Here is a 25,515-nt window from a genome sequence, read left to right on the forward strand (position 1 = left end):
CGGGCCCACCCGAGAGGCACACCCCCATGAAGCGCAGACTGACCGCCTGGATCGCCGCGATCGCCGCCACCGCGTCGCTCGCCGCCTGCGCGTCCGGCGGCGGCGAGAGCTCGGCCGGCGCCACCTCGACCGCCGACGCGGACAACCGCGTCACGGTCCGCGTGGGCGTCACCGACAAGGCCCAGGAGTACTGGACGACGTTCACCGACCTGGCGGCGGACGAGGGCATCGACGTCGAGCTGGTGAACTTCACCGACTACACGCAGCCGAACCCGATCCTCAGCTCGGGCGACCTGGAGCTCAACCAGTTCCAGCACCTGCTGTACCTGGCGAACTACAACGTGAACTCCGACGACGACCTGCAGCCGATCGGCTCCACCGCGATCTACCAGCTCGGCCTCTACACCACCAAGGGCTACGCGACCCCGGAGGACGTCCCGGCGGGCGCCGAGATCGCGATCCCGAACGACGTCGTCAACCAGGCGCGCGCCCTGCTGGTGCTGCAGTCGGCCGGCCTGATCTCGCTGGTCGACGGCGGCAACGCGTTCTCCACGCCGGCCGAGGTCGACGAGGCCGCGTCGAAGGTGAAGGTCGTCCCGGTGGACGCGAACCAGACCGCCGTGCAGCTGCAGAGCCTGGACGGCGCCATCATCAACAACAACTTCGCGACGGACGCGGGCATCGACCCGACGACGGCGATCTACTCCGACCTGGAGGACACGGACACGGCCCGCCCGTACCTGAACCTGTGGGTCGCCCGGGCCGAGGACGCCGACAACCCGGTGTTCCAGCAGCTCATCGAGATCTACCACTCGCCCGAGGTCACCGACCAGCTGGTGGAGGAGAACGGCGGCACCGCGGTGGTCGAGGACGTGCCGGCCGACGAGCTGCAGTCCGACCTGGCCGACCTCGAGGACCTGGTCCGCGAGAACGCCTGAACCCGCCAGCCCTCGACGGCGCCGGCCCCCCGACGGGGTCGGCGCCGTCGGCGCGCGCGGGCGGTCCGGGACCCGTTCGGTGGCGGGATCCGGGGCCCGGTGGCACCGTGATCGCGCGGCACCCGGGTGCCGTGAGACCCGAGGACGCGGCGCTCCCCGCGGGTGCTAGGGTCGCCCGCGTCCGCCCCCACCCAGGGACAGGAGTCGAGCACGTGAGCACCCACGCCGCTTCCGAGCGCCACGCGCAGCCGATGCGCGCCACGGCCGGGGCGTCCTGCGGGCTCATGTGCTGTCGCCAGCGAATGTGCTGACGCTGCACCTTCGCAGCACGGCTCTCCCGCGGCGGACGTCCCGCCCGGCCCGACGCTCCTGACGAGCGGACCGGCCCGACCGGACTCCTCCTCCCGGCCCTGACGCCGACGGCCCCGCGCCGTCCGCCCGGGGGCCCGCCGCCGGACAGCCCCACCCGGCGCCGCGGCCCCGCCCGTACGCCACCGCCCCGCGGGCCCGGCCACCGGCCCGCACGGGGCTCGCCGCGAGCCGAGCCCCTGCTCAGATCCACCGGAAGGCAGCACCACCATGAAGCGCAGACTGACCGCCGTCCTCGCCGCCCTCGCCGTGGGCGCGCTGGCCGCCTGCTCCGGCGGCGAGCCCGCGGCCGCCCCGACGACCGCGGACCCGGACAACCCGGTGACCGTGCGCGTCGGCGTGACGGACAAGTCGAAGGCCTACTGGACCACCTTCACCGACCTCGCGGCCGAGGAGGGCATCGACGTCGAGCTGGTGAACTTCACCGACTACCAGCAGCCGAACACGGTGCTCAGCGAGGGCCAGCTGGAGCTGAACCAGTTCCAGCACCTGCTGTTCCTGGCGAACTACAACGTCAGCGCCGACGACGACCTCGCCCCCATCGGCGCGACCGTCATCTACCAGCTCGGTCTCTACACGACCAAGGGCTACGCCTCGCCGGACGAGATCCCGGACGGCGGCGAGATCGCCATCCCGAACGACCCGACCAACCAGGCGCGCGCGCTGCTCGTGCTGCAGTCGGCGGGCCTCATCTCGCTGAAGGACGGCGGCAACGCGCTGTCGACCCCCGCGGAGATCGACCAGGCCGCCTCGCGCGTGAAGGTCGTGCCCGTCGACGCGAACCAGACCGCGATCCAGCTGCAGGACCTGGACGCGGCGGTCGTGAACAACAACTTCGCCGCGGACGCGGGCATCGACCCGACGACCGCGATCTACTCCGACCTGGAGGACACGGACACGGCCCGCCCGTACGTGAACATCTGGGTCGCCCGCGCCGAGGACGCCGACAACCCGGTGTACGCGGAGCTCATCGAGATCTACCACCGCGACGAGGTCATCGGCCAGCTCCTGGACGAGAACCAGGGCACGGCGGTCGAGCAGGACCTCAGCCCCGAGGAGCTGCAGACCAGCCTCACGGAGCTCGAGGACCAGGTCCGCGCCGCCGGCTGACGCACACGGTGCGCCGGGCGGCCCGCGGGTCGCCCGGCGCACGACCGCCCGCCGGCGCGACGCCGGCACCCGCCACCCGCACCCCGCGGGCGACCCCCACCCAGGACGGTGACCCGATGACCGCGATGGTCTCCCTGCGTGACGTCACGAAGGTGTTCGACGGGACCTCAGGTCCGGTCCGCGCCGTCGACGGCGTCACGCTCGACATCGAGCGCGGCGACGTGTTCGGCGTGATCGGCTACTCCGGCGCCGGCAAGAGCACGCTGGTGCGGCTGATCAACGCGCTCGAGATGCCGACCTCCGGCCAGGTGGTGGTCGACGGCACCGAGCTCACCGGGCTCAAGGAGCGCGGCCTGCGCCCCGCCCGCGCCGGGATCGGCTTCATCTTCCAGCAGTTCAACCTGCTGAAGTCCCGGACGGTCGCCGCCAACGTGGCGTACCCGCTGCGGGTGGCGAAGTGGCCGAAGGCCAAGCGCGAGGCCCGGGTGGCGGAGCTGCTGGAGTTCGTGGGGCTGTCCGACAAGGCCAAGCAGTACCCCGACCAGCTGTCCGGCGGGCAGAAGCAGCGCGTCGGCATCGCCCGCGCGCTCGCGACGTCGCCGGCCCTGCTGCTCGCCGACGAGGCCACCAGCGCCCTCGACCCGGAGACCACCAAGGACGTGCTCGACCTGCTCCGGCGGGTCAACCGCGAGCTCGGCGTGACGATCGTCGTGATCACGCACGAGATGTCGGTCGTCTCCTACCTGTGCAACAAGGTCGCGGTCATGGAGCACGGCAAGGTGGTCGAGGAGGGCGACGTGTACCGCGTGTTCGCGGAGCCCGAGCAGCCGATCACCCGCCGGTTCATCGGCGCCGCGCTGCACGACCGCCCGCGGCCCGACGTCGTCGCCCGGCTGCGCGAGCGGCACCCCGGCCGCATCGTCACGATCGCCGTCCGGGAGAGCGAGGCGACCGCCGGCATCATCATCACCGAGCGCCTGCGCGCCCACGGCATCGACGGGCACGTGGTGTTCGGCGGGATCACCGAGGTCAACTCCCGCCCGCTCGGCTCGCTGACCTTCGCGCTGGAGGGCCCGGACGCGGCGATCGACGCGTTCGTCGCCGACCTGCGCGCGCACACCGAGGTGATCGAGCACGCCCCCGACGGCGACCATGCCGGCCCCGCGAGCAAGGAGGTGCGGGCGTGAACAGCAACGGCGTCAGCCTGTGGCCCGAGCTCTGGCAGGCCCTCGGCGAGACCCTGCAGATGGCGATCGCCGCCCTGGCGATCGGCGGTCTGGCCGGCCTCGTGCTCGGCATCGCGCTCTACGTGACCCGCGCGGGCAACATCCTGGCCAACCGCCCGGTGTTCGTCGTGCTCAACGTGCTGGTCAACATCGTCCGGCCGATCCCGTTCATCATCTTCATCACCGCGGTCCGGCCGCTGACCCAGGCGCTCACCGGGGCGTCCTACGGCGTCGAGGCCGCGATCCCGGCGCTGGCGATCATGGCGACGTTCGCGACCTCGCGCATCGTCGAGCAGAACCTCGTCGCGCTCGACCCGGGCGTCATCGAGGCGGCGCGCGCGATGGGCGCGGGCCCGCTGCGGATCATCGCGACCGTGATCGTCCCCGAGACGCTCGGCCCGCTCATCCTGGGCTTCACGTTCCTGTTCGTCGGCATCGTCGACATGACGGCGGTGGCGGGCGCGATCGGCGCCGGCGGCCTCGGCGACTTCGCGATCGTCTACGGGTACCAGCGGTTCAACGACGTGGTCACGTGGACCGCCGTCGCGGTGATCGTGGTGATGGTCCAGCTGGCCCAGTTCCTGGGCAACTTCCTGGCCCGCAAGGTGCTGCGCCGCTGACGCGCGCCGTTGTCTCCGCCGAGAGAGGACCCGCCCGGCGAGAGAGGACCGTTTCCGGCCCTGTCTCGACCGGGCGGTCCTCTCTCGGCGTGGAGCGAGGCAGGGTTCCTAGAGCTTCTTGCCCGGGTTGAGGATGCCCGTGGGGTCCAGGACCGCCTTGATCCCGCGCTGGATCGCCAGGACGCGCTCGCCGAGCTCGCCCGCCAGGGCGCCGCGCTTCTCGGTGCCGATGCCGTGCTCGCCGGTCACCGTGCCGCCGAGCTCGACCGCGAGCCCGAGGATCCGCGCGTGCGCCTCCGCCGCCGCGGCGACCTGCGCCGGGTCGGCGGGGTCGAACGCGATCACCGGGTGCAGGTTGCCGTCGCCGACGTGCCCGCCGGTGCCGATCGGCAGCCCGACCTGCGCGGAGATGTCGCCGAGCCGCTCCAGCAGCTCGGGCAGCCGGGTGCGGGGCACCGCGACGTCCTCGTTGATGCTGCCGCCGCGGACGGCGCGCATCGCCGGGTTGAACGCCCGCCGGGCCCGGAGCAGGGCGTGCAGCCGCTCCTCGTCGTGCGCGACGTCGACCGTCAGCGCCCCGTGGTCCCGCGCGATCGCCTCGTACGCCGCGACGTCCTGCGGTCCGGCGAGCGCCTCGTCGGTGATCGCCAGCAGCATCGCCTCCGCGCCCGCAGGCAGCCCGGCGTCCGGGTCGTACGCGACCAGCGAGGCCAGCACGACGCCGTCCAGCAGCTCGAGCATCGACGGGCGGTGCGGGCTCGCGACGATCGCGTTCGCCGCCTCCAGCGCGTCGGCGACGGAGCCGAACGTCGCGCACACCCCGCGGTCCGGCCCGGGGGCGGGCAGCAGGCCGAGCGTCGCCTCCGTGACCACTGCGAGCGTGCCCTCCGACCCGACGACCAGCCCGGTCAGGTCGAGCCCCGCGACCGCCTTCACGGTCTCCGGCGACGTGCGGACGACCTCGCCGTCGGCCAGCACCACCTCGAGGGAGCGCACGAAGTCGCGGGTCACCCCGTACTTCACGCAGCGCATACCGCCGGCGTTGGTCGCGATGTTCCCGCCGATCGTGCTCTGCGCGTACGACGCCGGGTCCGGCGGGTAGAACAGGCCGCGCGCGGCGACGGCGTCGACCAGGTCCTTCGTGACGACGCCCGGCTGCACGACGGCCACCTGGTCCACCGGGTCGATCCGCCGGATCTCCGTCATCCGCGCCGTCGACAGCAGGAGGGCGCCGGGGACCGCGTTGGCGCCGCCGGCCAGCCCGCTGAGCGCGCCCTGCGGCACGACCGGGACGCGGTGCGCGTGCGCGGCGCGCAGCACGGCGGACACCTCGGCGGTGGTCGCCGGCTGCACCAGGGCGACCGGGTCACCGGTGGGCGGGGTCGCGGAGCCGTCCTGGGTGCGGGCGCGCAGGGCGCCGGGGTCCGTGACCAGGGCCTCGGCGGGCAGTGCGGCGCGCAGGTCTGCGAGGACGGCCGCGAGCGCAGCCGCGTCGGGAGCCGGGGCGGCGACGGCCGGGTCGACGGGGCCGGGGTCCACCGGCGTGCGGGCCCCGGTCACGGCAGCCGCACGTGCTCGGGGGTGAGCTCGGCCAGCGACCGCACGCCCAGCAGGCGCAGGGTGCGGGCGATCTCGGTGGTCAGGATCTCCCCGACGCGGTCGACGCCGCGCTCGCCCCCGGCCATCAGGCCGTACAGGTAGGCGCGGCCGAGCATGACGGCCCGCGCGCCGTGCGCCACCGCCGCCACGACGTCGCCGCCGTTCGAGAAGCCGGTGTCGACGTACACCTCGGCGCGGTCGCCGAGCGCCTGCACCGTGTCCGGCACCAGGGTCAGCGGCACCGGGGCCCGGTCGAGCTGCCGCCCGCCGTGGTTCGACAGCACGACCGCGTCCGCGCCCGCACCCACGACCCGCTCGGCGTCGGCGACGGTCTGCACGCCCTTGACCACCAGCGGGCCGTCCCAGTGCTCGCGCACCCACGCCAGGTCGGCGAGCTCGACCGTCGGGTCGAACATGTGCGCGGCGAGCTCCTCGATGGTGCCCTGCCACGAGTCCAGCGTCGCGAACCGCAGCGGCTCGGTGGTGAGGAAGTTCAGCCACCAGGACGGGTGCAGCGCGCCGTCGACGACCGTCCTCACCGACAGCGCGGGCGGGATGCTGAACCCGTTCCGGTTGTCCCGCAGCCGCGCGCCGCCCACGGGGACGTCGACCGTGAGGACCAGCGCCTCGTACCCGGCGGCCTTCGCGCGCGCCAGGAGCTCGGTGGACGCACCGCGGTCCTTCCACACGTACAGGCCGAACCAGTTCCGGCCGTCCGGGGCGGCGGCGGCCAGGTCCTCGATCGACGTGGTGCCCATCGTGGACAGGGTGTACGGGACGCCCGTGCGGGCCGCGGACCGCGCGACGGCGCGCTCGCCCTCGTGCTGCATCATCCGCGTGAAGCCAGTCGGGGCGTACAGGAACGGGGCCGCCGCGCGGCGCCCGAGGACGGTCGTCGACAGGTCGACCTCGCCGACGTCCCGCAGCACCGACGGCCGGAACTCGACGTCCCGGAGCACTCGGCGTGCGCGGCGCAGCGAGACCTCGGCCTCCGCCGCGCCGTCCACGTAGTCGAACACCGACCGCGGGGTGCGCGCCCGGGCGATGGTCCGCAGGTCCCGCACCGTGTACGCCCGGGACAGCCGGCGGGCCACCGGGTCCAGCTCCAGCGGACGCATCCGCAGCAGGGGCCTGAGCTCGGACCAGGTCTGCAGCCGTCGCCGCACGTGTCGCCTCCTCGCCGGTGGGCCCGGCGGCTCCGGGCCCCGCCCGGGCACGGTAGCCCCGCGGGCGGCGCGGGGGCGGGGGCGTCTCAACCCGCGACGGGCGGTGGCGCCACGGGGGCGCGGCGGACCCGAGCGGTCAGCCCTTGCCGGCGGCCTTCTTGCCCTCCGCACGCTCGGCGGCGTTCTGGTGCACGCGCTCGTTCGCACCGGCGGCGGGACCGGGTCCGCCCTCCGCGGCGCCGGGCTCGTCGTCTGCCGCCGGGTCGTCGCCGGGTCCGGCGGCACCGCCGTCGGCCGGTCCGGGCTTACCAGGTCCCGGCTTGCCCGTCCCCGGGCCGGCCTCGGCCCGGTCGGTGGCGGGCTCGTCGGTGACGACGACGGCGTCCGCGGCACCTGCCGGGTCGTCCGCCGCCGTGCCGTCGCCTGCCGACGCCGCACCCGTGCCGGTCGCGACCGTCACGGTGCCGGCCTCCGACGCGGTCGCGACCTCGAGGCCCGCCGGCTCCTCGGCGGCCGGGGTCGTCTCCTCCGGCTGGGCCGACGGCTCCTGCGACACCGCGGCCGGCTCCTGCGTCGTCGCCGCGGGGTCCGCGGCGGGCGCCCCGGGCGCGAGCGCGCTCGCCGCGACCACCAGCGCGGCGGTGACGCCGAGCAGCGCCGTGCCGACCACCACGCCGCGTCGGCGCCGCCCGGGGGCCGCCGGCTCCGCGGGGTCGTCCTGACCCGACGCCGGCCCGTCGTCCGTCGGGCGCGCCGCTGCGGCGGGCTCGGCGCGCAGCCCGAGCAGCCGGGGGTCGACGCCGAGCGTGGGCGCGTCGAGGTCGTCGTCCAGGTCCGACGCGAGCCCGGCGGCCAGGGGACCGTCCGGGAGCGGGCCGCTCGGGTGCTCCTCGAGGGCCGCCGACCCGACGGGGCCGGCCGCCGCGCCCACCGCGGGCAGCGAGATCGTGCCCAGCGGCACCGCCGCGGAACCGATGTCCCCCGCCACCGGGCCGACGCCGAGGGCGCCGGGACGCAGCAGCGCGCGCAGCTCCTCCGCCGCGGCCGTCGCCGTGAGCCGGTCCAGCGGGTCGAGCGCGGTCATGGACCCGATGAGCTCGGCCCACCGCGGCCCGAACCGCTCGGGCAGCGGCACCGGCCGGTGCAGCCGCGCGACGGCGGAGGTGAGCGCGTCGCCGGGGAACGCCCGCTCGGCGGTCAGGCACTCGACCAGCACCAGCCCGAGCGCGTAGACGTCGGACGCGGCGGTGAGCCGGCCGCCGGTCGCCTGCTCCGGGCTGAGGTACGAGGGCGTCCCCAGCAGCTCCTGGGTGGCGGTCGCCGTCTCGTCGGCGCGGACCCGGGCGATGCCGAAGTCGGTCAGCTTGGTCCACGAGCTGCCCGCGCCGGACCGGCCGGCCGGGGGCAGCAGGATGTTGCCGGGCTTCACGTCCCGGTGCACGACCCCCTCGTCGTGGATGTACGCCAGCGCCTCGGCCACGTGCACGCCCACCAGGGCGGCGTCGTCGGCGGACAGGGGTCCCTCCGCGAGCCGGGCGGCCAGCGACGGACCGCGCACCAGCTCCATGACGAGGTAGTCCTGCACCTCGCCGCCGGGCAGCTCGGTCGTGCCCGCGTCGAGCATCATCACCAGGCCCGGGTGGGCGAGGCGGGCGAGCAGGCGCATCTCGGCGCCGTGCCGCTCCTCGTCGTCCTGCCCGCCGGCCGACGGGTGGAACACCTTCACGGCGACGTCGCGGGCGAGGACCCCGTCGTGCGCGAGGTAGACCTCCGCCATGCCGCCGCGGCCGATCCGCTCGCCCAGCGTGTACCGGCCGCCCAGCACGGTCCCCGCGGCCAGCACCTGGTCCCGCGGCCGCAGCCCGGCTCCGGGCGCGCTGCCGAGGGCAGGCGCGGTCGCCTGCTCGAGATGGTCTCCCATCGACGAACCTCCTCGACGTGGAGTACCAGGATCACCGGGGACCCTCGCACGCGCGCGTCGAGACGGGCGGTGTCACCTGCACGGGCGACGGGGCCCGTCCGGCCGGACGGACCCCGCCGCGCGCCTCAGTCCGGCCTGACCTGCGGTTCCGCCAGCACCGAGCGCAGCAGCGGCCGGCTCGTCTCGGTCGCCCCCAGCACCAGCAGGCACCCGGCCGTGAGGCACGTCACGAGCAGCAGCAGGCCGCTGGGGTCCGTCACGCCCGCGACGCCGAACAGCGGGGACATCATCGCCACCGCGGCGCCGGCCGACCCGACGGCCACGAGCAGCATCGGCACCAGCACCTCCCGCCGGCGGACGGAGTCCAGCAGCTCCACGGGTGTGCCCGCGAGCACCTGGAGCGCGTACTCCCGGCGCCGGTCGAGCACCGTCGCCGCCTGCGTGATCCCCGCCGAGGCGGCGGCGACCAGGAACGTGATCACCAGCGTCAGCAGCGCCCCGCGCATCAGGTCCCCGGTGAACGTCTGCATCTCGGCGATCTCGGCGGCGGACGCGCCCTCCCGCGCCGACCCCGAGGTCAGCACGGGCGCCACCGCGAGCGCCCCCGCCACGAACCCCGCCAGGCCGAGCCCGCCGACCACCCGCCAGGTCGCCCGCGGGTCGTCGACCAGCCGACGCGCCGCGAGCAGCTGCGCCGGCGTCCGGGCCCGGCGCACCCGCAGCTTCCCGATCAGCCCCAGCGCCCACGGGCCGATCAGGTTCAGCGCCGCGAACCCGAGCGCGAGCGACCCGACGGCGAACGCCACCGCGAACGCGCCGAGCTGCCCGAGCACCAGGGTCACCACCATGAACAGGCCCATGGCGGCCACGGCGAGCACCGCGCGAACGGCCCGCATCCCGGGCGGGGTCTGCCGGCGGGCGACGCCGAGCGGCGACACCACGACCCGGCGCAGCGACACCACGCCGCTGACCACCGCCAGCAGCGGCACCACGAGGCAGGCGGCGGCCAGGACCGGCCAGCCCACCCAGAGCTCCGCCGCGGAGAAGGTCGAGCCCTGGAACGGCACCCGGGTCCACACGGGCAGCAGCGCGGCGTACCCCGCCGCGCCCGCGACGGCTCCCACCAGCCCCTGCCAGGCCGTCTCGACGACGGTCAGGGCGACCACCTCGCGCGGGGTCACGCCCAGCAGCCGCAGCGTCGCCAGCCGGGCGTCCCGCCGCGCCACCCCGAGCCGGGCCGCCGACCCGCCGAGCGTCAGCAGCGGCACGACCAGCAGCACGACGGCCGTCCAGGCGAAGACCACGTACGACTCGGCGTACTCGCGCTGGAAGGCGCCCACGGGGTCGGCCGCGCGCCCCGCGAAGCCCAGCAGGCCGCCGATCACCGAGAGCGTCAGGGCCGTCATCACGGCGAACGACGCCACCGCGAGCGCCGTCGTCAGCCGGCCGTCCCGGCCGCCCGCGCGCCGCAGCCGGGGCGCGAGGGCGAGCACCGCGCTCACCGGGCGCTCCCCTGCGGCGCGCGGCGCTCGTCCGCCACCACGCGACCGTCGCGGACCTCGACGCGCCGCCCGCACCACGCCGCAACCCCCGCGTCGTGCGTCACCACGACCAGCGAGGCGCCCGCGAGCCGGGTCGTCTCCGTCAGCACCCGCATCACGTCCTGACCGGTGGCCTGGTCGAGCGCCCCGGTCGGCTCGTCCGCGAACACCACCTCGGGCCCGGTGATCAGGGCGCGCGCCACCGCGACGCGCTGCGCCTGGCCGCCCGAGAGCTCGCCGGGTCGCCTGCCCTCCATCCCCGCGAGCCCCAGCGACGCCAGCCACCGGCCCGCCAGCTCCGTGGCCTCCCGGCGTGAGGTGCCGAGCAGCATCGGCGCCAGCGCGACGTTCTCGATCGCCGGCAGCTCCGCGAGCAGCTGGCCGAACTGGAACACGAACCCGTACTGCCGGCGGCGCACCAGCGACCGCTCCCGCTCGCCGAGGTCGTGCAGCCCGCGCCCCGACAGCGCCACCGTCCCCGCGTCGGGGACCAGGATGCCCGCGAGGCAGTGCAGAAGCGTCGACTTGCCGGATCCGGAAGGGCCCATCACCGCGACCGACTCGCCGGGGGCCACGTCGAGGTCGACGCCGGCGAGCGCCGTGGTCGCGCCGAACCGCTTGACGAGGCCGCGGGCGGACAGCCGGGGGCCGGGGGTGCCTGTCGTGCTCATGCCGCCAGCCTCGCGCCGGGACTCGGGCGGGCGCGTCGGCCCCGGGTCGCGTCGTCGCCGGGCCGAGCGTGCGACCGGGGTGGGACGGTGCCGGGCGGGTCCGACCGGGGACGGACGACCTCCGGACGACGCCGGCGGGCCGCTCCGGGCATGGAAGGACCCCCCGCACACCCGCCAGAGCTCACCTGCCCTTGCTGCCTTCCGGCCCTGGGGGGGTTCAGCGAGATGACGCCGCACGAGGGGTCTGCCCCCAGCCTAACCCAGACGGACCCGCGCTCCCGCCGCGTCCCGACCCCGACGACCGCCGGTCGGCCCCCGGACGGCGAACCGGATCACCCGCGCCCGGGGTGCAGCACCGGCCCTGACCTGTCGATACGGCTCAGTGCGGCCAGACGTCCCACGACTCGCGTCGCACCCCCTCGACCCCCGGCGGCCCCGACCGCCTCTGCGAAAGGCACCCGCGTGGCCACCGTCGACCAGACCCTCACCGCCGCCATGTCCATCGAGGGCGCGACCGCCGTCGCCCTCGTGGACTTCGACTCCGGGATGCTCCTCGGCTCCGCCGGCGGCGGCATCGACCTGGACCTGGCCGCGGCCGGGAACACCGACGTCGTGCGCGCCAAGTTCCGCACCCTCGCGTCGCTCGGCCTGTCCGACGGCATCGAGGACATCCTCATCACGCTCACCACCCAGCTGCACCTGATCCGCCTGCTGCAGAGCGCGCACGGCCAGGGCCTGTTCCTCTACCTGGTCCTCGACCGCAGCCGCGCGAACCTCGCCATGGCCCGTCGCCAGCTGCTCAACCTCGAGCGCGACCTCGACCTCTGAGCCCGCGCGGCCGACTCGCACCCACCACCCCACCGACACCGCCCCGCCACGAGGAGGACGCCGCGGCATGATCATCCGCCAGAACGGCCTGCAGGTCGCCACCACCCTGCGGCACGCCGTCGACGGGATCCGTCGCGTCCTCCTCGTGCAGCGGGACGGGACCCCGTTCAGCGACGACGGCCCCGACGACGACCGCGACCGGCTCGCCGCCCTCGTCGTCGCCTGCGTCGAGATGGCGCACCACACCGCCGCCGGGGCGTCGCTCACCGGCCTGGCCACGTGCACCGTCCGCACCGACGACGGCGCCGTGGTCGCCACCCCCGTGGGCGACCGGTTCGCGCTCGCCGTGGTGGCCGAGCCGACCGTGAACCTGGTGCTGCTGCAGCGGGTGCTGGCGCCGCAGGTCGCGCACCTACTGGCGCTCGACGGCGCCTGACCGCCTCGGAGGTCAGTCGCCCAGGTGGCGCAGGTAGCGCTCCGGCGCGGACAGGAACCCCCGCCAGGACCGCACGAGGTCCGAGTCCTCCCACGCGGTCTCGCACAGCCCCTGATCGCCGACCTCGACGACCCGCGCCCCCGGCAGCGCCGCCAGCAGCGGCGAGTGCGTCGACAGCACCACCTGCGCACCGGCGTCGAGCAGCCCGCGCAGGTGCGCGAGCAGCGCCAGGCAGCCCGTGAACGACAGCGCCGACTCCGGCTCGTCGAGCACGAACAGCCCCCGTCCGCGCATCCGTGACACGGCGACCTCCAGGAACGACTCCCCGTGGGACATCTCGTGGAACACCGCCTCCGGCGGACCCCCGAGCCGCGGGTTCTCCTCCAGGTAGGTGTAGAACCCGTGCATCGTCTCGGCCCGCAGGAAGAACCCCCGCCGCGAGCCACCCGCGCCCCGCTCCAGCAGCAGGTGCCGCCACAGCGCCGACTCCGACGCCCGCGTCTCCGCGCGCGCCCCCGTCGAGCCGCCCTCCGCGCCCATGCCGAACGCCATCGCCAGCGCCTCGACGAGCGTCGACTTCCCGGCGCCGTTCTCCCCCACCAGCACCGTCGCCGGGCCCAGGTCCCACCCGTCCCGCAGCACCTGCGCCACCGCGGGCACCCGGGCGAACCACGCCCCCTCCGGGACGGGCTCGCGGTCGTTGGCGCGCACGCGACGCACGGGCAGGGCAGGACCGGTCAGGGGCACGCAGGACAGCCCACCACACGGGGCCGACACCGCGCCGGACCGGTGCCGGCCGGGCCGGTTACCGAGCACGCCCTCGGCTCGGGTACCCTCTACGGGCCGGGAGGATTCGCCTAGTGGCCTATGGCGCACGCTTGGAAAGCGTGTTGGGTTAACGCCCTCGGGGGTTCGAATCCCCCATCCTCCGCAGGTCGAAGGGCCCGCCACCGCGTTCGCGCAGGTGACGGGCCCTTCGTCATGCCGGCGAACCTCTCAGGTCGGCCAGGGCGCACCCGATTGACCGGCCGACGCTCCGCGACCGCGCGGGGCCCGCGACGCTGTGGGGGCACCGGATGATCAATGCGTGGTGGGAAGCCGAGTCGGGTCAGCGCTTCTGGATGGAGACCTTGCGCCGACGCGACATCGGCAACGCGATCCAAGCACCGCACCTCCGGGCCAACAACACCAGGACTCCCTACTACGAGCTCGTCGAGCACGTACGCGACGGTGACGTCATCCTGCACTGGGACGCGAACCGGAGCGGTGCCTCCGCGTTCGTCGCCTGGTCCGTCGTCGATGGCTCCCCGTATGAGACCGGCAACGTCGTGTACGCAAACGGCGCTCCCACGAACGGCACCGAGGCGCTGCTCCGCGACTTCACGCCTCTCGACGAGCCACTCACGCTGCCTTCGTTGGTCGAACGGATCGACGCGATCCGAGACGTTCGCGACGACGTCTCCGCGCGCCACCCTGGACCGGTGTATTTCCCCTTCGACTTCCGCAAGAACGGCACACTGCGCGCGCATGAGGGTGGCTACCTCACGAAGTTCCCCCTGGAGCTCTTCTCAGTCGTGCCCGAACTGGGATCCGCTCGTGATCGCGCAACGAAGGACGAGCGCTCCCTCGACGGACATGTCGAAGGGTCCTCTGAGACGCGCACGGGTCGTCGCCAGGCACGCGAAGCCGGTTACATCGCCGACGCCAAGGTTCGCCGGGCCATCGAGATGCGCGCCGTGGACATAGCTACTGAGCACTACAGTCCCGAGTTCGAGGTCGAGGACGTGGGTGCATCGCGCGCCTACGACCTGCATCTCGTCCATCGCACGACCGGTGCAGAGCGGCGGGTGGAGGTGAAGGGCTCCACCGGGGACGCCTCGGCCGTCGAGTTGACGCACGGCGAGGTCGCGAACGCGCGCGAGTTCCAGCCCACCGACCTCTTCGTCGTGAGCGGCATCGAATGGGAGCGTGACGGCGACCGGGTACGGGCTTGGGGCGGTGCGGCCCGAATCTGCCGCGAATGGGAACCGCTGGAGTCGTCCCTCACCGCGATCCGCTTCCGCCACCAGGTCCCGGCGGCGACCGAACTCTGAAGGAGGGCGGGGCGTCACTCCGTCCCGTCGGTGTCCGTCGTCCCCTCGTACAGCCCGATCTCGTTCCCCTCGGTGTCCACGAACGCCGCCCACCAGCTCGTCTCGCTGATCTCCGACTTCGGCCGCACCACCCGTCCGCCGAGCTCGGTCACCTGCCGCAGGGTGTCGTCGATGGAGTCGACCTCGACGTACGACCGCGGCCGGTCGAAGTTCTCGTCGCGGGGCGCGAGCCCGCCGCCGCTGATCTTGTTCGGTGCCTGCCACATCGGGTAGCCCTCGTAGCCCGGGTACTCCTGGATCTGCCAGCCGAACAGGGCTCCGTAGAAGCCCTTCGCCCGGTCGACGTCGTCGACCGGGATGTCGATGTGCGTGATGTCGCCGTGTGCCATGTCCACACCCCCGAGACCGGCGACCCCGCGCCGGTGCGGGGTCGGCTGCCGCTCAGCGTACGACCGGCCCCCCACACGCCCTCCCGGGAGGGGTCAGCCCTTCTTGCGCGGCGCCGCCCCGATGGACCGGAGCCGGCGCGCGGCGACCGCGAGCTGCACGTCGCGGTACTGCGCGGCCCGGTGCATCTGGCCGCGCAGGTCGCTGCCGGACGGGCGGTGCCGCAGGTCGCACGGGACCTCGACGGCGACGAAGCCCTTGCGGAGCAGGTCGATGGTCATGCCGGTCTCGACGCCCCAGCCGCGGGCGAGCGGGGTGGCGGCCTCGAAGGCCTCGCGGGTGAGGCAGCGCATGCCGGACAGCGGCTGGGTGGGGGTCCAGCCGGTCAGCGACTGGATGGCGCGCCGGGCCGCACCGACGACGATGCCGCGACCGCCCGCGCCGGGCTGCGGCGGGAGCAGCGCGATCGACACGTCGGCGGTGCCCTCGAGCACGGGCGGGACGAGCGGCGCCGTGTTGACGGCGGTGTCGCCGAGGTCGCCGTCGATGAACAGCAGCAGGCGCGGCGGGCGGTCCGGGGCGTCGCGCATCGCGACCACCGCGGCACCGGTCTCCATCGCGGCGGCCTTGCCGCGGTTGTGCGAGTGCCGGACGACGACGGCGCCGGCCTCGCGGGCGACGTGCTGGGTGTTGTCCTCGGAGCCGTCGTCGACGACCAGGACCAGGTCCACGTTCGGGATCGCCCGCGCGGACCGGACGGTGGCCGCGATCCGACGGGACTCGTCCTTGGCGGGGATGACGACGGCGACGCGCTGCCGGGACCGGCCGCTGCGGACGGACGTGGTCGGCGTCTCGAGCGGCGCGGGCTGCTGCGGCTGGGACCGCCGGGGCTTGCGCGGGGCCGGCTCCTCCGCCCGGGCAGGGCGGTCGGCGACCGATCGATCCTCGGTCCTGTCCTCCGCCGCGCCCGTCACGCGGGTCAGCCTATCGATCCGCCCGGGCCGCGCGCGCCGTGCGGGGCCGGACACGCGGACGCTGCACACGACGGTCACACGGGCGGCGCGGCGCCGTCACCAGCGGGTCCGCGCGGGGACCGTGCCCGGGGACGACGCAGGCCGCCCGCGACGCCCCGCCGGGGCGGGTCGCGAGCGGCCTGCGGCGGGGCTCAGCGGAGGGTGACCTGCCGGGCGACAATGCCGGCGCGGGCGCGACGGGCGTTCGCGTCGAGCGGCTCGGTGTCGGCGAGCGCGGCGGTGAACTTCGGCGCGAACTCGGCGACGGCGCCCTCGATGTCCTCCGCCTCCGAGCCGCGCGCCAGCTCCCACACCGGGACGACGAGGCCGTTGGACCGGAAGTAGCCGATGAACTTCGCGCCGTCGAAGCCGGACTCGCGGCGGCCGTGCAGCCGGGCGAGGCCGTCGATGACCTGCTGCTCGTCGTGCGGCTGGGCCCAGCGCAGGTACTCGCGGGCACCCATGCGGACCCAGTACGCGGCGTCGACCGCGGCGAGCTTCTTGGTGTCGACGACGCCGGCGTCGGCCTCCTCGATGGCGGCCTTGAGGTCAGGGGTCATCTCGGTGTCGGCGGCGACCCAGTAGGCGAAGCTCTCCTCGACCGTCACCTCGAACGGCACGGTGGTGTCGAGCACGTCCTGCAGGCGCGGGCCGGGACCCGCCAGGCCGGAGTTCTGCACGGCGGTGCCGGGCTCGGAGTCGAGCGCCTCGAGCAGCGCGGCGGCGAGGTCGCGGCTGGCGTCGCCGGAGCCGCCGACGACCTGGAGGGCGAGCAGCACGACGCCGTCGGCGCGGTGCAGCGCGGCCCAGCCGTCGGGCAGCACGGTGGTGACCGTGATGTCGCGCGCGCCGTGCTCGGCGTTCGTGCGGGCGGTCGCGGTGGCGGCGGGCACGAGCTCGCGCAGGGCGACCCAGTCGGGCTCACCGGGGAGGCCCTCGAAGGGGCGCAGCACGAAGTCGACGGTGGAAGAGGCCATGGGCCCCAGGCTACCGGGCCGCGCGGCACCCCGGACGGGCCGGGCCAGTTGCCTGCTCGACCAGCCGCGCCGTGGTCTTCGGTGGCAGGATCGGGCCATGGACCCGCGCGCCGGAACCCCTGCCCAGCCCTCCGACCTCGTGGACGTCGACGCGATGCTCGCCGCGTACCACGACCGCCGCCCCGACCTGGAGGACCCCGCGCAGCGCGTGGTGTTCGGCACCAGCGGTCACCGCGGCTCGAGCCTCGACGGCGCGTTCAACGAGGCGCACATCGTGGCGATCACCGCCGCGATCGTGGAGTACCGCCGCAGCCAGGGCACGGACGGCCCCCTGTTCATCGGCCGGGACACCCACGGCCTGTCCGAGCCCGCCTGGCGCACCGCGCTGGAGGTGCTCGCCGCCGCCGGCGTCGAGGTGCGGGTCGACGCCCGCGACTCGTGGACCCCGACGCCCGCCGTGTCGCACGCGATCCTGCTGCACAACGGCGCTGCGACGTCCGAGGGCGTGCGCGCCTCGGGCCCGGGGCTGGCCGACGGCATCGTGGTCACCCCGTCGCACAACCCGCCCCGCGACGGCGGCTTCAAGTACAACCCGCCGCACGGCGGCCCCGCCGGGTCGGAGGCGACGTCCTGGATCGCCGACCGCGCGAACGAGCTGCTGGCGAGCGGTGTCGACCGGGTGCCCCGCGTGAGCGTGGACGCCGCGCTCGCCGCGGACACCACCCGCAAGCACGACTTCCTCGGCGCCTACGTGGACGACCTGAGCCACGTGCTCGACCTGGACGCGATCCGGTCGGCGGGCGTGCGGATCGGCGCCGACCCGCTCGGCGGCGCGTCCGTCGAGTACTGGGGCGCGATCGCCGAGCGGTACGGCCTGGACCTCACGGTCGTGAACCCGCGGGTCGACCCGCAGTGGTCGTTCATGACGCTGGACTGGGACGGCAAGATCCGGATGGACTGCTCGTCGCCGTCGGCGATGGCGTCGCTGGTGACGGCGATGCAGGGCGACTCGCCGTTCGACATCGCGACCGGCAACGACGCGGACTCCGACCGGCACGGCATCGTCACCCCGGACGCCGGGCTGATGAACCCGAACCACTACCTGGCCGTGGCGATCGGCTACCTGTACGCCGGCGCGCGCCCGGGCTGGCCGGCGGACGCCGCGATCGGCAAGACCCTCGTGTCGTCGTCGCTGATCGACCGGGTCGCGGGCAGCCTCGGCCGCCGGCTGCTCGAGGTGCCGGTCGGGTTCAAGTGGTTCGTGCCGGGGCTGCTCGACGGGTCGGTCGGGTTCGGCGGCGAGGAGTCCGCCGGGGCGTCGTTCCTCCGCAAGGACGGCACCGTCTGGACCACCGACAAGGACGGGATCATCCTGGCGCTGCTCGCCTCGGAGATCCTCGCGACGACGGGCAAGTCGCCGTCGCAGCACCACGCGGACCTGGTGGCCGGGTTCGGCGAGTCCTGGTACGCCCGGGTCGACGCGCCGGCGACGCTGGAGCAGAAGGCGACGCTCGGGAAGCTCTCGCCGGAGCAGGTGACCGCGACGACGCTCGCGGGCGAGGACATCACCGCCAAGCTGACCTCCGCGCCGGGCAACGGCGCGGCCATCGGCGGCCTCAAGGTGACCACCGAGAACGCCTGGTTCGCGGCGCGGCCGTCCGGCACGGAGAACGTCTACAAGATCTACGCCGAGTCGTTCGTCAGCCCCGAGCACCTGGCGCAGGTGCAGGACGCGGCCAAGGACGTCGTGTCGGACGCGCTCGGCGGCTGACCGCGACGCGCCGGCCCGGCTCCGACGAGCCGGGCCGGCGCGCGTCTCACGCCTCGGCGACGGGCAGGCACACCCGCGTCACCCAGGCGGCCGGGTCGGGCTCGGTCGCCGGCCCCACCACGTAGACGTTCCGCATCGGGCCGGCGACCCGCAGGTCGTGCGCGGCGATCCACTCGCCGAGGGCGACCATCACGCCGCTGACCCCCTCGTACGGTCCGCGGAGCTCGGCGACCACGGCGTCGACGGGCGGCTCCTCGACGTAGCGCACGCCGTCGGCGCCGGTGAACTCGCCGGCCACGTCGAGCTGGACCTCGACGTCCGGGTCGCGCTCGACGAAGCCCTCGTCGTGGAACACGGCGACCGCGGACGCGTCCGGGGCCGGCACCGCGCCGGACGGCCCGAGCGCGGCGCCGAGGCGCTGCCAGAGCAGCCCCTCGTCGTCGTACGCGGGGATGACGGCGCGCAGCGACGCGACGCGGCGCGCGGGCAGGGTGGTGCGGACGGGGTTCGTGGACATGACGGGTCCTTCCAGATCGGTGAGGAATCGGTCGATGTCCGACACCCGGCCCTCGGCGAGGGCGAGCTCCGCCACCGCCGCGCGACGCCGCTCGAGCAGCACCGCCCGCAACCGCGCCACGTCGTCGAACGGGGCGCACGCCGCCAGGTCGGCGATCCCCACCCCGGCGTCGCGCAGCGCCCGGATGCGTCCGGCCGTGCGCAGCAGCGCGGGGTGGTAGCTCCGGTACCCGCTGAACGGGTCGACCCGGGTGGGCGGCAGCACGCCGTGCTCGTCGTAGTGGCGCAGCATGCGGATGCTGAGCATCGACAGGCGGGAGAACTCGCCGATCGTGAGGAGCCGGGTGTCGGACATGTCCACGAGCCCACACCCTGCCACCGTGTGAGGGTCCAGCAGAGCCGTGCCCCGGCCGCGAGCGCGCTCGACGCGCGGCCGGGCCGCGGCGCGCCTAGCGTGGGCGGCCCAGCCGCAGCGAAGGAGCCGTGATGAGCGAGGACGTCACCCCGTTCCCCGAGGATGCCCCCGACGCCCTGACCGAGCCGGACGTGGACGAGGTCCGCGACGACGAGGTCACGGACGAGGAGGTCGCCCGGTCGATGCCGGACGCCAGCCCGTCCGACCAGGACCCGGGCTCGTACCTCAACCCTTGAGACCGCCCGCCGCGCCGAGCCTCATGACGACCCGGCGCGGCGGCGCGACGACGACGCTGCCCGCAGCGCCAGCACCAGCGCGAGCGGCGCCAGCGACTCCGCGGCAGCCACCGCGCGCTCCGCGAGCCCCTCGACCGGCCCGCCTGCCGCCGCCTCGGCCACGAACCAGCCCAGCAGCCCGAGCAGCACCGCCGTGGCCGGCACGACCACCGACGGCCGCAGCGGCCACGGGCCGTCCCGGCGGGCCGACACCGCCGGCCACAGCGCCAGCGCGCCGAACGCCACGCCCGCGGCGATCCCGTGCGCCCGCGGGACGACGTCCAGCGGCAGCAGGCCGACCGCGGCCGTCGCGATGCCGCCGAGCGCGAGACCGAGCCGGCCGGCGACCCGGACGCCGCGCAGCCCCGCGGCGGTGACGACGTGCGCGGCGCCGGTGACCAGCAGCCCGGCCGTCATCACGCCGGGGTGCGGCACGGCGGCGGTCGCGAGCTCGCTGATCGTCCGCGCGACGGGGTCGAACCCGGGCGCGAAGCCCTCCGCCAGCAGCCAGCCGCCGATCATCGCGACCGGCGCGACCACCGCCGAGGCGACCGCCCACGGACGCGGGACCGCGACCGCGGCCCGGGAGACGACGGTTCCGGGACGCGGGGAACGGGACACGGCCGCACGCTAGCCCCGGCGCGCCGCCGCCGCGCCCCGGGACCCACCGGTCGCGGACCCGGTCACCAGCCGCTAGACCGGAGGCATGACCGGCACCGACGCACCGACCGCCGTCCTGCTCGACATCGACGGGACCCTCGTCGACTCCAACTTCCTGCACGTGCACGCCTGGGTGCAGGCCTTCGGGGAGGCCGGCCACCCCGTCGACGCCTGGCGGGTGCACCGGCGGATCGGCATGGGCTCCGGCCGGCTGATCGCGGAGCTGCTCGGTGACGACGCGGACCGGCTGGGCGACGACGCCAAGGAGCGGCACACCGCCCGCTACGCCGCGCTCGCGGACCTGCTGCGCCCGTTCGACGGTGCGCGGGACCTCGTGCGGGCGCTCGCCGACCGCGGGGTGCGGGTCGTGCTGTCGACGTCGGCGGCGCCGGAGGAGCTCGAGAAGCTGCGCGCCGTGCTCGACGTCGACGACCTGGTGCAGATCACCGGTGCCGAGGACGTCGACGAGGCGAAGCCCGAGCCCGACCTCGTGCACGCCGCCCTCGACCTGGCCGGCGTGCCGGCGGAGCGCGCGGTGTTCGTCGGCGACTCCGTGTGGGACGTCGAGGCCGCCGTGCGGGCGGGCGTGCCGTGCGTCGGCGTGCTCTCCGGCGGCACCTCGGAGGCCGAGCTCCGCGACGCCGGGGCGGCGGACGTGGTCGAGGACGTGGCGGCGCTGCTGCGCGACCTCGACGCGACGCCGGTCGGGGCGCTGCTGCGGGGCTGACGGGCGGCGGGTGCCGCGCGGGCGGGCGGGGCGCCGGCCCGGGTGGCTCAGCCGACCGGGTCGACCACGAGGTCGCGGTACTCCGGGTGGTCCTCGACGAACGCCCGCACGAACGGGCAGCGCGGCTCGATCCGGTCGCCGGCCGCGCGCACGGCGTCGAGCGCCTCCCGCACCAGCGTCGAGCCGATGCCGTGACCCTCCTGCCGGGGGTCCACCTCGGTGTGCGTGAACACGACGACACCCGGGCGCCGCTCGTACTCCGCGACCCCGAGCACGGTGCCGTCGGGGTCGGTGATCTCGAACCGCTGCTGGTCGGCCACGTCCGTCACGCGCGTCGTCATGCCCCGAGTATCCGCACGGGGCGCCGGAATGCGCGAGCGGCGTGTCGGCGGCGGGTGCGACACTGACGACGTGCTGGGGCCCTACCGCGACGTGCTCTCCCGTCCGGGGGCGCTGGCGTTCTCCTCCGCCGGCGTGATCGCCCGGCTCCCGATGTCCATGGTCGGCATCGGCATCGTGCTGATGATCCAGGCGCTGTACGACTCGTACGGCCTCGCCGGCAGCGTCTCCGCCGCGTACGTGCTGGCGCAGGCGGTCTGCTCGCCGCAGCTGGCGCGCCTCGTCGACCTGCACGGGCAGGCCCGCGTCATGCGGCCCGCGGTCACGGTCTCCGCCGGTGCGCTCGTCGGCCTCGTGGCCTGCGCGCTCGTCGGCGCCCCGGTCTGGTCGCTGTACGCCACCGCCGTCGTCGTCGGCGCGACCGTCGGGTCGTTCGGCGCGCTCGTCCGTGCCCGCTGGTCGCACGTCCTCGACGACCCGCGCGCCCTGCACACCGCGTACTCGCTGGAGTCGGCGCTCGACGAGCTGGTGTTCGTCGTCGGACCGATCCTCGCGACCACGCTCGCCACCGCCGTCACGCCGTCGGCCGGGCTGATCGTGCCGGTCGTCGGGATGGTCCTCGGCGGGTTCTGGTTCCTCGCACAGCGCGGGACCCAGCCGCCGCCGCACCCGCGCGAGGTCGTGACCGCCCCCGACGGCACCCCGGTGCGCCGGCGCTCGGTCATGCGGTCCGGCGGGATGGTCGTGCTCGCGATCGTGTTCGTCGCGATGGGCGCCATCTTCGGCGGCACCGACGTGAGCACCGTCGCGTTCGCCGAGGAGTCCGGCCGGCCCGGGCTCGCCGGCGTCATCCTCGCGGTGTTCGCCTGCGGGTCGATGATCTCCGGCCTGCTGTACGGCGCGCGGCACTGGACCACGCCGCTGTGGCGGCGGTTCGCGATCGGCATGGTCGCGCTCGCGCTCGGGGCCTCGCTGTTCGTGCTCGTGAACTCGATGGCGATGCTGGCGGTCGTCATGTTCGTCGCCGGCTTCGCGATCGCCCCGACGCTCATCAACGGCAACGGGCTCGTGCAGGACCTGGTCCCGCGCGAGCGGCTGACCGAGGGACTGACCTGGGTCGGCACGTCGCTCGGCGTCGGGGTGTCGGTCGGGTCCTGGGTGGCGGGGCTGCTGATCGACCGGCAGGGCTCGCACGGTGGATACCTGGTCGTCGTCGGGGCCGCGGTGCTCGCGGTCGTGGCGGTGCTGGGGTCGCTGCGGGTGCTGCGCGCCGGGGCGGCCGGGTCCGGCGACGCCGACGCGGACGGCCGGACGGCGCTCGACGACGCCGCCACGCCGCGGGGCGACGCCCGGCGCTGACGCCGGCCGGCACGCGCCGCCCGTGCCGCCGGGCTCGCCGGCGCTCGCCGGCGCTCGCCGAGTGTGTATCCGACACGTCGAGCGAGTACTCCGCGACTATTCACTCGACGTGTCGCCTGCACAGTGGGCGTGAGCCCGCGCTCGTGGGGACGTGACGCGACCACGGCGCGCGCGGGCGGCGGCGCCACCGTGAGAGCCGCGCCGGACGACGCGCGTCCGGCAGCCCGCCGGCGCGCCCGGCAGCCCGGCGGCGAGACGCGGGTCGCGCGCCGGGGTCTAGCGCAGCACGCCCGCCGACGTGGCCCGGCCCTCCGCCACGGCCGTCCGCCGCCGCTCCGCGAAGACGCCGAGCACGAGGAGCAGCCCGCCCGCCGCGAGCAGGGTGAGCAGCCACGGCCCGGCCGAGATGGTGCGCCCGAGCTGGGCGGCGAACACGCTGAGCACCGCCACGGGCAGCGCACCCGCCCCGAGGACCAGCGGCGCGCGCAGCATCTCGCGCGCGCCCTCGAGCATGAAGCCGAGCGCCAGGACGACCACGAGGATCGCGCGCCAGGTCATCGGGTCGGTCCAGATGGCCAGCATCGACGGGCCGAGGGTCGCGAGGATGCCGGGCGTGAGCGTGGCGAGCGAGGTCGCACGGCCCACCGGCCACGCGGGCCGGGGTCCGACGGCACCAGGCTGCTGCCACCCGGGACCGGCGGAGCCCGTCGGTCCGGCGCCGTCGAGCGCGGCCCGCAGCGCCACCCAGCCCATCGCGGTGAGCGCGAGGCCGAGCGGCAGGGCGAACACCTCGACGCGCAGCTCGCGCGGGCTCCACGCGCCGATGGCCCAGGCGAGCGCCGCCAGCCACAGCACCCAGCCGGGCGGGACGTCGGTGGCGAGCGGGCCGCGCTCGCGTGCGGCCTCGGACCGGACGGCGGCCACGGCGAGCGCGAGCAGGCCGAGCTCGACGACCCAGCCGGTCCAGGTCAGCGCCCACGACGGCCGGACGGCGACGAGCGCGCCCAGGGTGAACGCGATCAGCGCGGGCGCGAGCGCCCACCGGCGCAGCGCGGCGTCCCGGGCGACGCGCCGGAGGTCGAGGGTCGCGGAGGAGGCGGGACGCGGGCCGGCGCCGGACGGGCCGAGCGGGTCGGCCGCGTCTGCGGTCCCGGCGGCCGACGGGACAGGGGCGGTCGCGAGCCGGTCGACCAGCAGCCGCCCGAGGACGCCGAGCAGCACCGCCCCGACCAGCGACCAGAGCAGCGCCGCGCCGAACAGCCGCGCGTTCGCGACGCCGTCCCCGACGGGGGTGCTCGCGGCCAGGTGCGCGGCGCGGACCGCGCCCGCGAGCGCCGCCGCGGCGCCGCCGGCGAGCAGCGGCTCGGTGAGCGCCGACCACCGTCGGCCCGAGGTGCGCTCCCGCCGGCCGAGGACGCCGACGACCACCGCGAGCGCCGCGACGCCGAGCAGCACGGCCGCCCGCACCCCGACGTCCCGGCCGGCGACGGCCAGCAGCAGGGTCGGCGCGACCAGCAGCGCGACGCCGGAGGCGACCAGCGGCCGCCAGCTGTCCCCGCGCCGGGCGAGCAGCGTGCCGACGACGACCGCCGCCAGGGCCGGGGGCGCGGTGTAGGCCTCGACGAGCCCGACCTGCCACCAGACCAGCGCCGACCACACCACGCCGCACCACAGCACCGCGGCCGGCCACCAGGCGAGCCGCCGGTCCGGCCGCAGCGCCACCGCCGTCGCGCCGGCGCCGAGCAGCGCGCTCAGGACGAGCACGGTGTCCGCACCGGTCGGCGTCCGCGCGATGCCGAGCAGCAGCGCCACCGCGCCGGTGCCCGCGGCGGCGAGCTCGACGGCGACGCGGACGTCGTCGCCGGACGTGCCGGTCGCCCGTCGCCGCAGGCGGTCGCCGATCGCGGGGGCGGCCACGGCGGCGGCCGACGCGAGGACCGCGACGACCGGCAGCAGCACCGGCGACCCCGACCCCGGCAGCAGCACGGCGCCCGCGCAGATGACGACGACCGACACCGTGGGCAGCACCAGCGCCGCGGCGGTGACCCGCGCCCACGGCGGGACCGGGCGCACGCGGGTGTCGAGGACCTGCACCTCCACGAGGAGCAGCGCCGCGGCGGCGCCCGCGCCCCACCACGTCCGGTCGACGGCGACGCCCGCGATCGCGAGCACCGCGGGGACGAGTGCGACGACGAGCACGCCGAGCCAGGTGTCGTGGCCGACCCGCGGCAGCACCGCGAGCACCGCCGCCACGACGAGCAGCGCGACCGCGACGCCGCCGACCACGCCGGACCACTCCCAGCCCGCCCAGCCGAGGACGGCGGCGAGCACCGCGCCGGCGTAGGCCGTGGCGATCCCGACCAGCACCGCGCCGAGGTCCCGCGGCAGCAGGGCGCGCGCCCGGAGCAGCAGGGCCGCGACCGCGACGGCGCCCAGCGCGGTCGTCGGGCGGGACACCCAGGTCAGCACCGCGAGGAACGCGATCTGCGCGAAGGCGGCCGGGATGAGGGTGGCCCGCCACGGGACCCGCGGGGCGGGGCGGACGAGCGCAGGCGCCG

At 75.7% G+C, this 25,515-nt stretch carries 23 protein-coding genes, 1 tRNA gene, 1 other RNA gene and 1 pseudogene; 12 read left to right on the forward strand and 14 right to left on the reverse strand.

Going from position 1 to position 25,515, the window contains the following annotated elements; genetic code table 11:
* Window positions 1–26: 26 nt before the first annotated feature.
* The 4 genes from G6556_RS05370 to G6556_RS05385 all read left to right on the forward strand — a co-directional run bounded on the left by G6556_RS05370 (window position 27) and on the right by G6556_RS05385 (window position 4,263).
* Complete coding sequence (locus tag G6556_RS05370; protein WP_166939251.1) at window positions 27–938, forward strand: MetQ/NlpA family ABC transporter substrate-binding protein; 912 nt, start codon at window positions 27–29, stop codon at window positions 936–938.
* A gap of 579 nt (window positions 939–1,517) precedes the next feature.
* The gene (locus tag G6556_RS05375) at window positions 1,518–2,417 is read left to right on the forward strand and encodes a MetQ/NlpA family ABC transporter substrate-binding protein (RefSeq protein ID WP_166939253.1); all 900 of its coding nucleotides are present in this window, start codon (window positions 1,518–1,520) and stop codon (window positions 2,415–2,417) included.
* A 116-nt stretch (window positions 2,418–2,533) separates the two neighbouring features.
* Complete coding sequence (locus G6556_RS05380) at window positions 2,534–3,604, forward strand: methionine ABC transporter ATP-binding protein (protein WP_166939255.1); 1,071 nt, start codon at window positions 2,534–2,536, stop codon at window positions 3,602–3,604.
* Window positions 3,601–4,263, forward strand: a complete 663-nt coding sequence (locus G6556_RS05385) for a methionine ABC transporter permease (protein ID WP_166939257.1) — start codon at window positions 3,601–3,603, stop codon at window positions 4,261–4,263. Before G6556_RS05380 ends, G6556_RS05385 begins: the two co-directional genes overlap by 4 nt.
* A 108-nt stretch (window positions 4,264–4,371) precedes the next feature.
* Here G6556_RS05385 and G6556_RS05390 read toward each other — a convergent pair whose 3' ends face one another.
* From G6556_RS05390 to ffs, 6 genes are all read right to left on the reverse strand, one after another.
* The gene (locus G6556_RS05390; protein ID WP_205693074.1) at window positions 4,372–5,823 is read right to left on the reverse strand and encodes an FAD-linked oxidase C-terminal domain-containing protein; all 1,452 of its coding nucleotides are present in this window, start codon (window positions 5,821–5,823) and stop codon (window positions 4,372–4,374) included.
* A complete protein-coding gene (locus G6556_RS05395) occupies window positions 5,820–7,028 on the reverse strand; it encodes an alpha-hydroxy acid oxidase (protein ID WP_346774734.1) in 1,209 nt (402 codons plus the stop codon). The genes G6556_RS05390 and G6556_RS05395 overlap by 4 nt, the downstream gene beginning before the upstream one ends.
* Before the next feature lie 136 nt (window positions 7,029–7,164).
* Complete coding sequence (locus G6556_RS05400; RefSeq protein ID WP_166939258.1) at window positions 7,165–8,949, reverse strand: serine/threonine-protein kinase; 1,785 nt, start codon at window positions 8,947–8,949, stop codon at window positions 7,165–7,167.
* A gap of 125 nt (window positions 8,950–9,074) precedes the next feature.
* A complete protein-coding gene (locus G6556_RS05405) occupies window positions 9,075–10,451 on the reverse strand; it encodes an FtsX-like permease family protein (protein WP_166939260.1) in 1,377 nt (458 codons plus the stop codon).
* A complete protein-coding gene (locus tag G6556_RS05410; protein WP_166939262.1) occupies window positions 10,448–11,161 on the reverse strand; it encodes an ABC transporter ATP-binding protein in 714 nt (237 codons plus the stop codon). The genes G6556_RS05405 and G6556_RS05410 overlap by 4 nt, the downstream gene beginning before the upstream one ends.
* A gap of 151 nt (window positions 11,162–11,312) precedes the next feature.
* Window positions 11,313–11,409, reverse strand: an RNA gene (gene ffs / locus G6556_RS05415) — signal recognition particle sRNA small type.
* A gap of 214 nt (window positions 11,410–11,623) precedes the next feature.
* Here ffs and G6556_RS05420 point away from each other — a divergent pair.
* Entirely contained in the window at window positions 11,624–11,989 is a 366-nt protein-coding gene (locus G6556_RS05420) for a hypothetical protein (RefSeq protein ID WP_166939264.1), read from the forward strand.
* Window positions 11,990–12,056: 67 nt separating this feature from the next.
* Complete coding sequence (locus tag G6556_RS05425; protein ID WP_166939266.1) at window positions 12,057–12,425, forward strand: roadblock/LC7 domain-containing protein; 369 nt, start codon at window positions 12,057–12,059, stop codon at window positions 12,423–12,425.
* 12 nt (window positions 12,426–12,437) lie between these two features.
* Here the strand turns inward: G6556_RS05425 and G6556_RS05430 are convergent, their stop codons facing one another.
* Window positions 12,438–13,136, reverse strand: coding sequence for an AAA family ATPase (locus G6556_RS05430; protein WP_346774735.1), 699 nt, complete (start codon window positions 13,134–13,136; stop codon window positions 12,438–12,440).
* A gap of 135 nt (window positions 13,137–13,271) precedes the next feature.
* Here G6556_RS05430 and G6556_RS05435 point away from each other — a divergent pair.
* Together G6556_RS05435 and G6556_RS05440 are read left to right on the forward strand one after the other, a co-directional pair.
* Window positions 13,272–13,356 (forward strand) — tRNA-Ser (locus tag G6556_RS05435).
* A 145-nt stretch (window positions 13,357–13,501) separates the two neighbouring features.
* Window positions 13,502–14,518, forward strand: a complete 1,017-nt coding sequence (locus G6556_RS05440) for a DUF3883 domain-containing protein (RefSeq protein WP_166939269.1) — start codon at window positions 13,502–13,504, stop codon at window positions 14,516–14,518.
* A gap of 14 nt (window positions 14,519–14,532) precedes the next feature.
* On the opposite strand, the gene G6556_RS05445 is transcribed toward G6556_RS05440, so the two are convergent.
* From G6556_RS05445 to G6556_RS05455, 3 genes are all read right to left on the reverse strand, one after another.
* Entirely contained in the window at window positions 14,533–14,907 is a 375-nt protein-coding gene (locus G6556_RS05445) for a VOC family protein (RefSeq protein ID WP_166939271.1), read from the reverse strand.
* Window positions 14,908–15,000: 93 nt separating this feature from the next.
* On the reverse strand, window positions 15,001–15,879 hold the full coding sequence (locus G6556_RS05450) for a glycosyltransferase family 2 protein (RefSeq protein WP_346774736.1): 879 nt from the start codon (window positions 15,877–15,879) through the stop codon (window positions 15,001–15,003).
* A 191-nt stretch (window positions 15,880–16,070) separates the two neighbouring features.
* Window positions 16,071–16,895 carry a DUF5926 family protein gene (locus G6556_RS05455; RefSeq protein ID WP_166939272.1) on the reverse strand — a complete coding sequence of 275 codons (825 nt, stop codon included), beginning with the start codon at window positions 16,893–16,895 and terminating at the stop codon, window positions 16,071–16,073.
* Between the two features lie 97 nt (window positions 16,896–16,992).
* On the opposite strand from G6556_RS05455, the gene pgm reads away from it, so the two are divergent.
* Window positions 16,993–18,666 carry a phosphoglucomutase (alpha-D-glucose-1,6-bisphosphate-dependent) gene (gene pgm / locus G6556_RS05460; RefSeq protein ID WP_166939274.1) on the forward strand — a complete coding sequence of 558 codons (1,674 nt, stop codon included), beginning with the start codon at window positions 16,993–16,995 and terminating at the stop codon, window positions 18,664–18,666.
* Between the two features lie 46 nt (window positions 18,667–18,712).
* Here pgm and G6556_RS05465 read toward each other — a convergent pair whose 3' ends face one another.
* The gene (locus G6556_RS05465) at window positions 18,713–19,537 is read right to left on the reverse strand and encodes a MerR family transcriptional regulator (protein WP_166939276.1); all 825 of its coding nucleotides are present in this window, start codon (window positions 19,535–19,537) and stop codon (window positions 18,713–18,715) included.
* A gap of 131 nt (window positions 19,538–19,668) precedes the next feature.
* Here G6556_RS05465 and G6556_RS05470 point away from each other — a divergent pair, with 131 nt between their 5' ends.
* Entirely contained in the window at window positions 19,669–19,833 is a 165-nt protein-coding gene (locus tag G6556_RS05470) for a hypothetical protein (protein ID WP_166939277.1), read from the forward strand.
* 21 nt (window positions 19,834–19,854) lie between these two features.
* On the opposite strand, the gene G6556_RS05475 is transcribed toward G6556_RS05470, so the two are convergent.
* Window positions 19,855–20,493, reverse strand: a complete 639-nt coding sequence (locus tag G6556_RS05475) for a DUF998 domain-containing protein (protein WP_166939279.1) — start codon at window positions 20,491–20,493, stop codon at window positions 19,855–19,857.
* An 85-nt stretch (window positions 20,494–20,578) separates the two neighbouring features.
* On the opposite strand from G6556_RS05475, the gene G6556_RS05480 reads away from it, so the two are divergent.
* Window positions 20,579–21,259, forward strand: a complete 681-nt coding sequence (locus G6556_RS05480) for an HAD family hydrolase (protein WP_166939281.1) — start codon at window positions 20,579–20,581, stop codon at window positions 21,257–21,259.
* Between the two features lie 47 nt (window positions 21,260–21,306).
* On the opposite strand, the gene G6556_RS05485 is transcribed toward G6556_RS05480, so the two are convergent.
* The gene (locus G6556_RS05485) at window positions 21,307–21,600 is read right to left on the reverse strand and encodes a GNAT family N-acetyltransferase (protein WP_166939282.1); all 294 of its coding nucleotides are present in this window, start codon (window positions 21,598–21,600) and stop codon (window positions 21,307–21,309) included.
* 70 nt (window positions 21,601–21,670) lie between these two features.
* On the opposite strand from G6556_RS05485, the gene G6556_RS05490 reads away from it, so the two are divergent.
* Complete coding sequence (locus G6556_RS05490; RefSeq protein ID WP_166939284.1) at window positions 21,671–22,957, forward strand: MFS transporter; 1,287 nt, start codon at window positions 21,671–21,673, stop codon at window positions 22,955–22,957.
* A 276-nt stretch (window positions 22,958–23,233) separates the two neighbouring features.
* Here G6556_RS05490 and G6556_RS05495 read toward each other — a convergent pair.
* Window positions 23,234–25,515 (reverse strand): annotated as a pseudogene (locus tag G6556_RS05495) (hypothetical protein); the annotation flags it as partial.

The sequence above is a fragment of the Cellulomonas sp. IC4_254 genome, assembly GCF_011603975.1.
GTDB lineage: Bacteria > Actinomycetota > Actinomycetes > Actinomycetales > Cellulomonadaceae > Cellulomonas.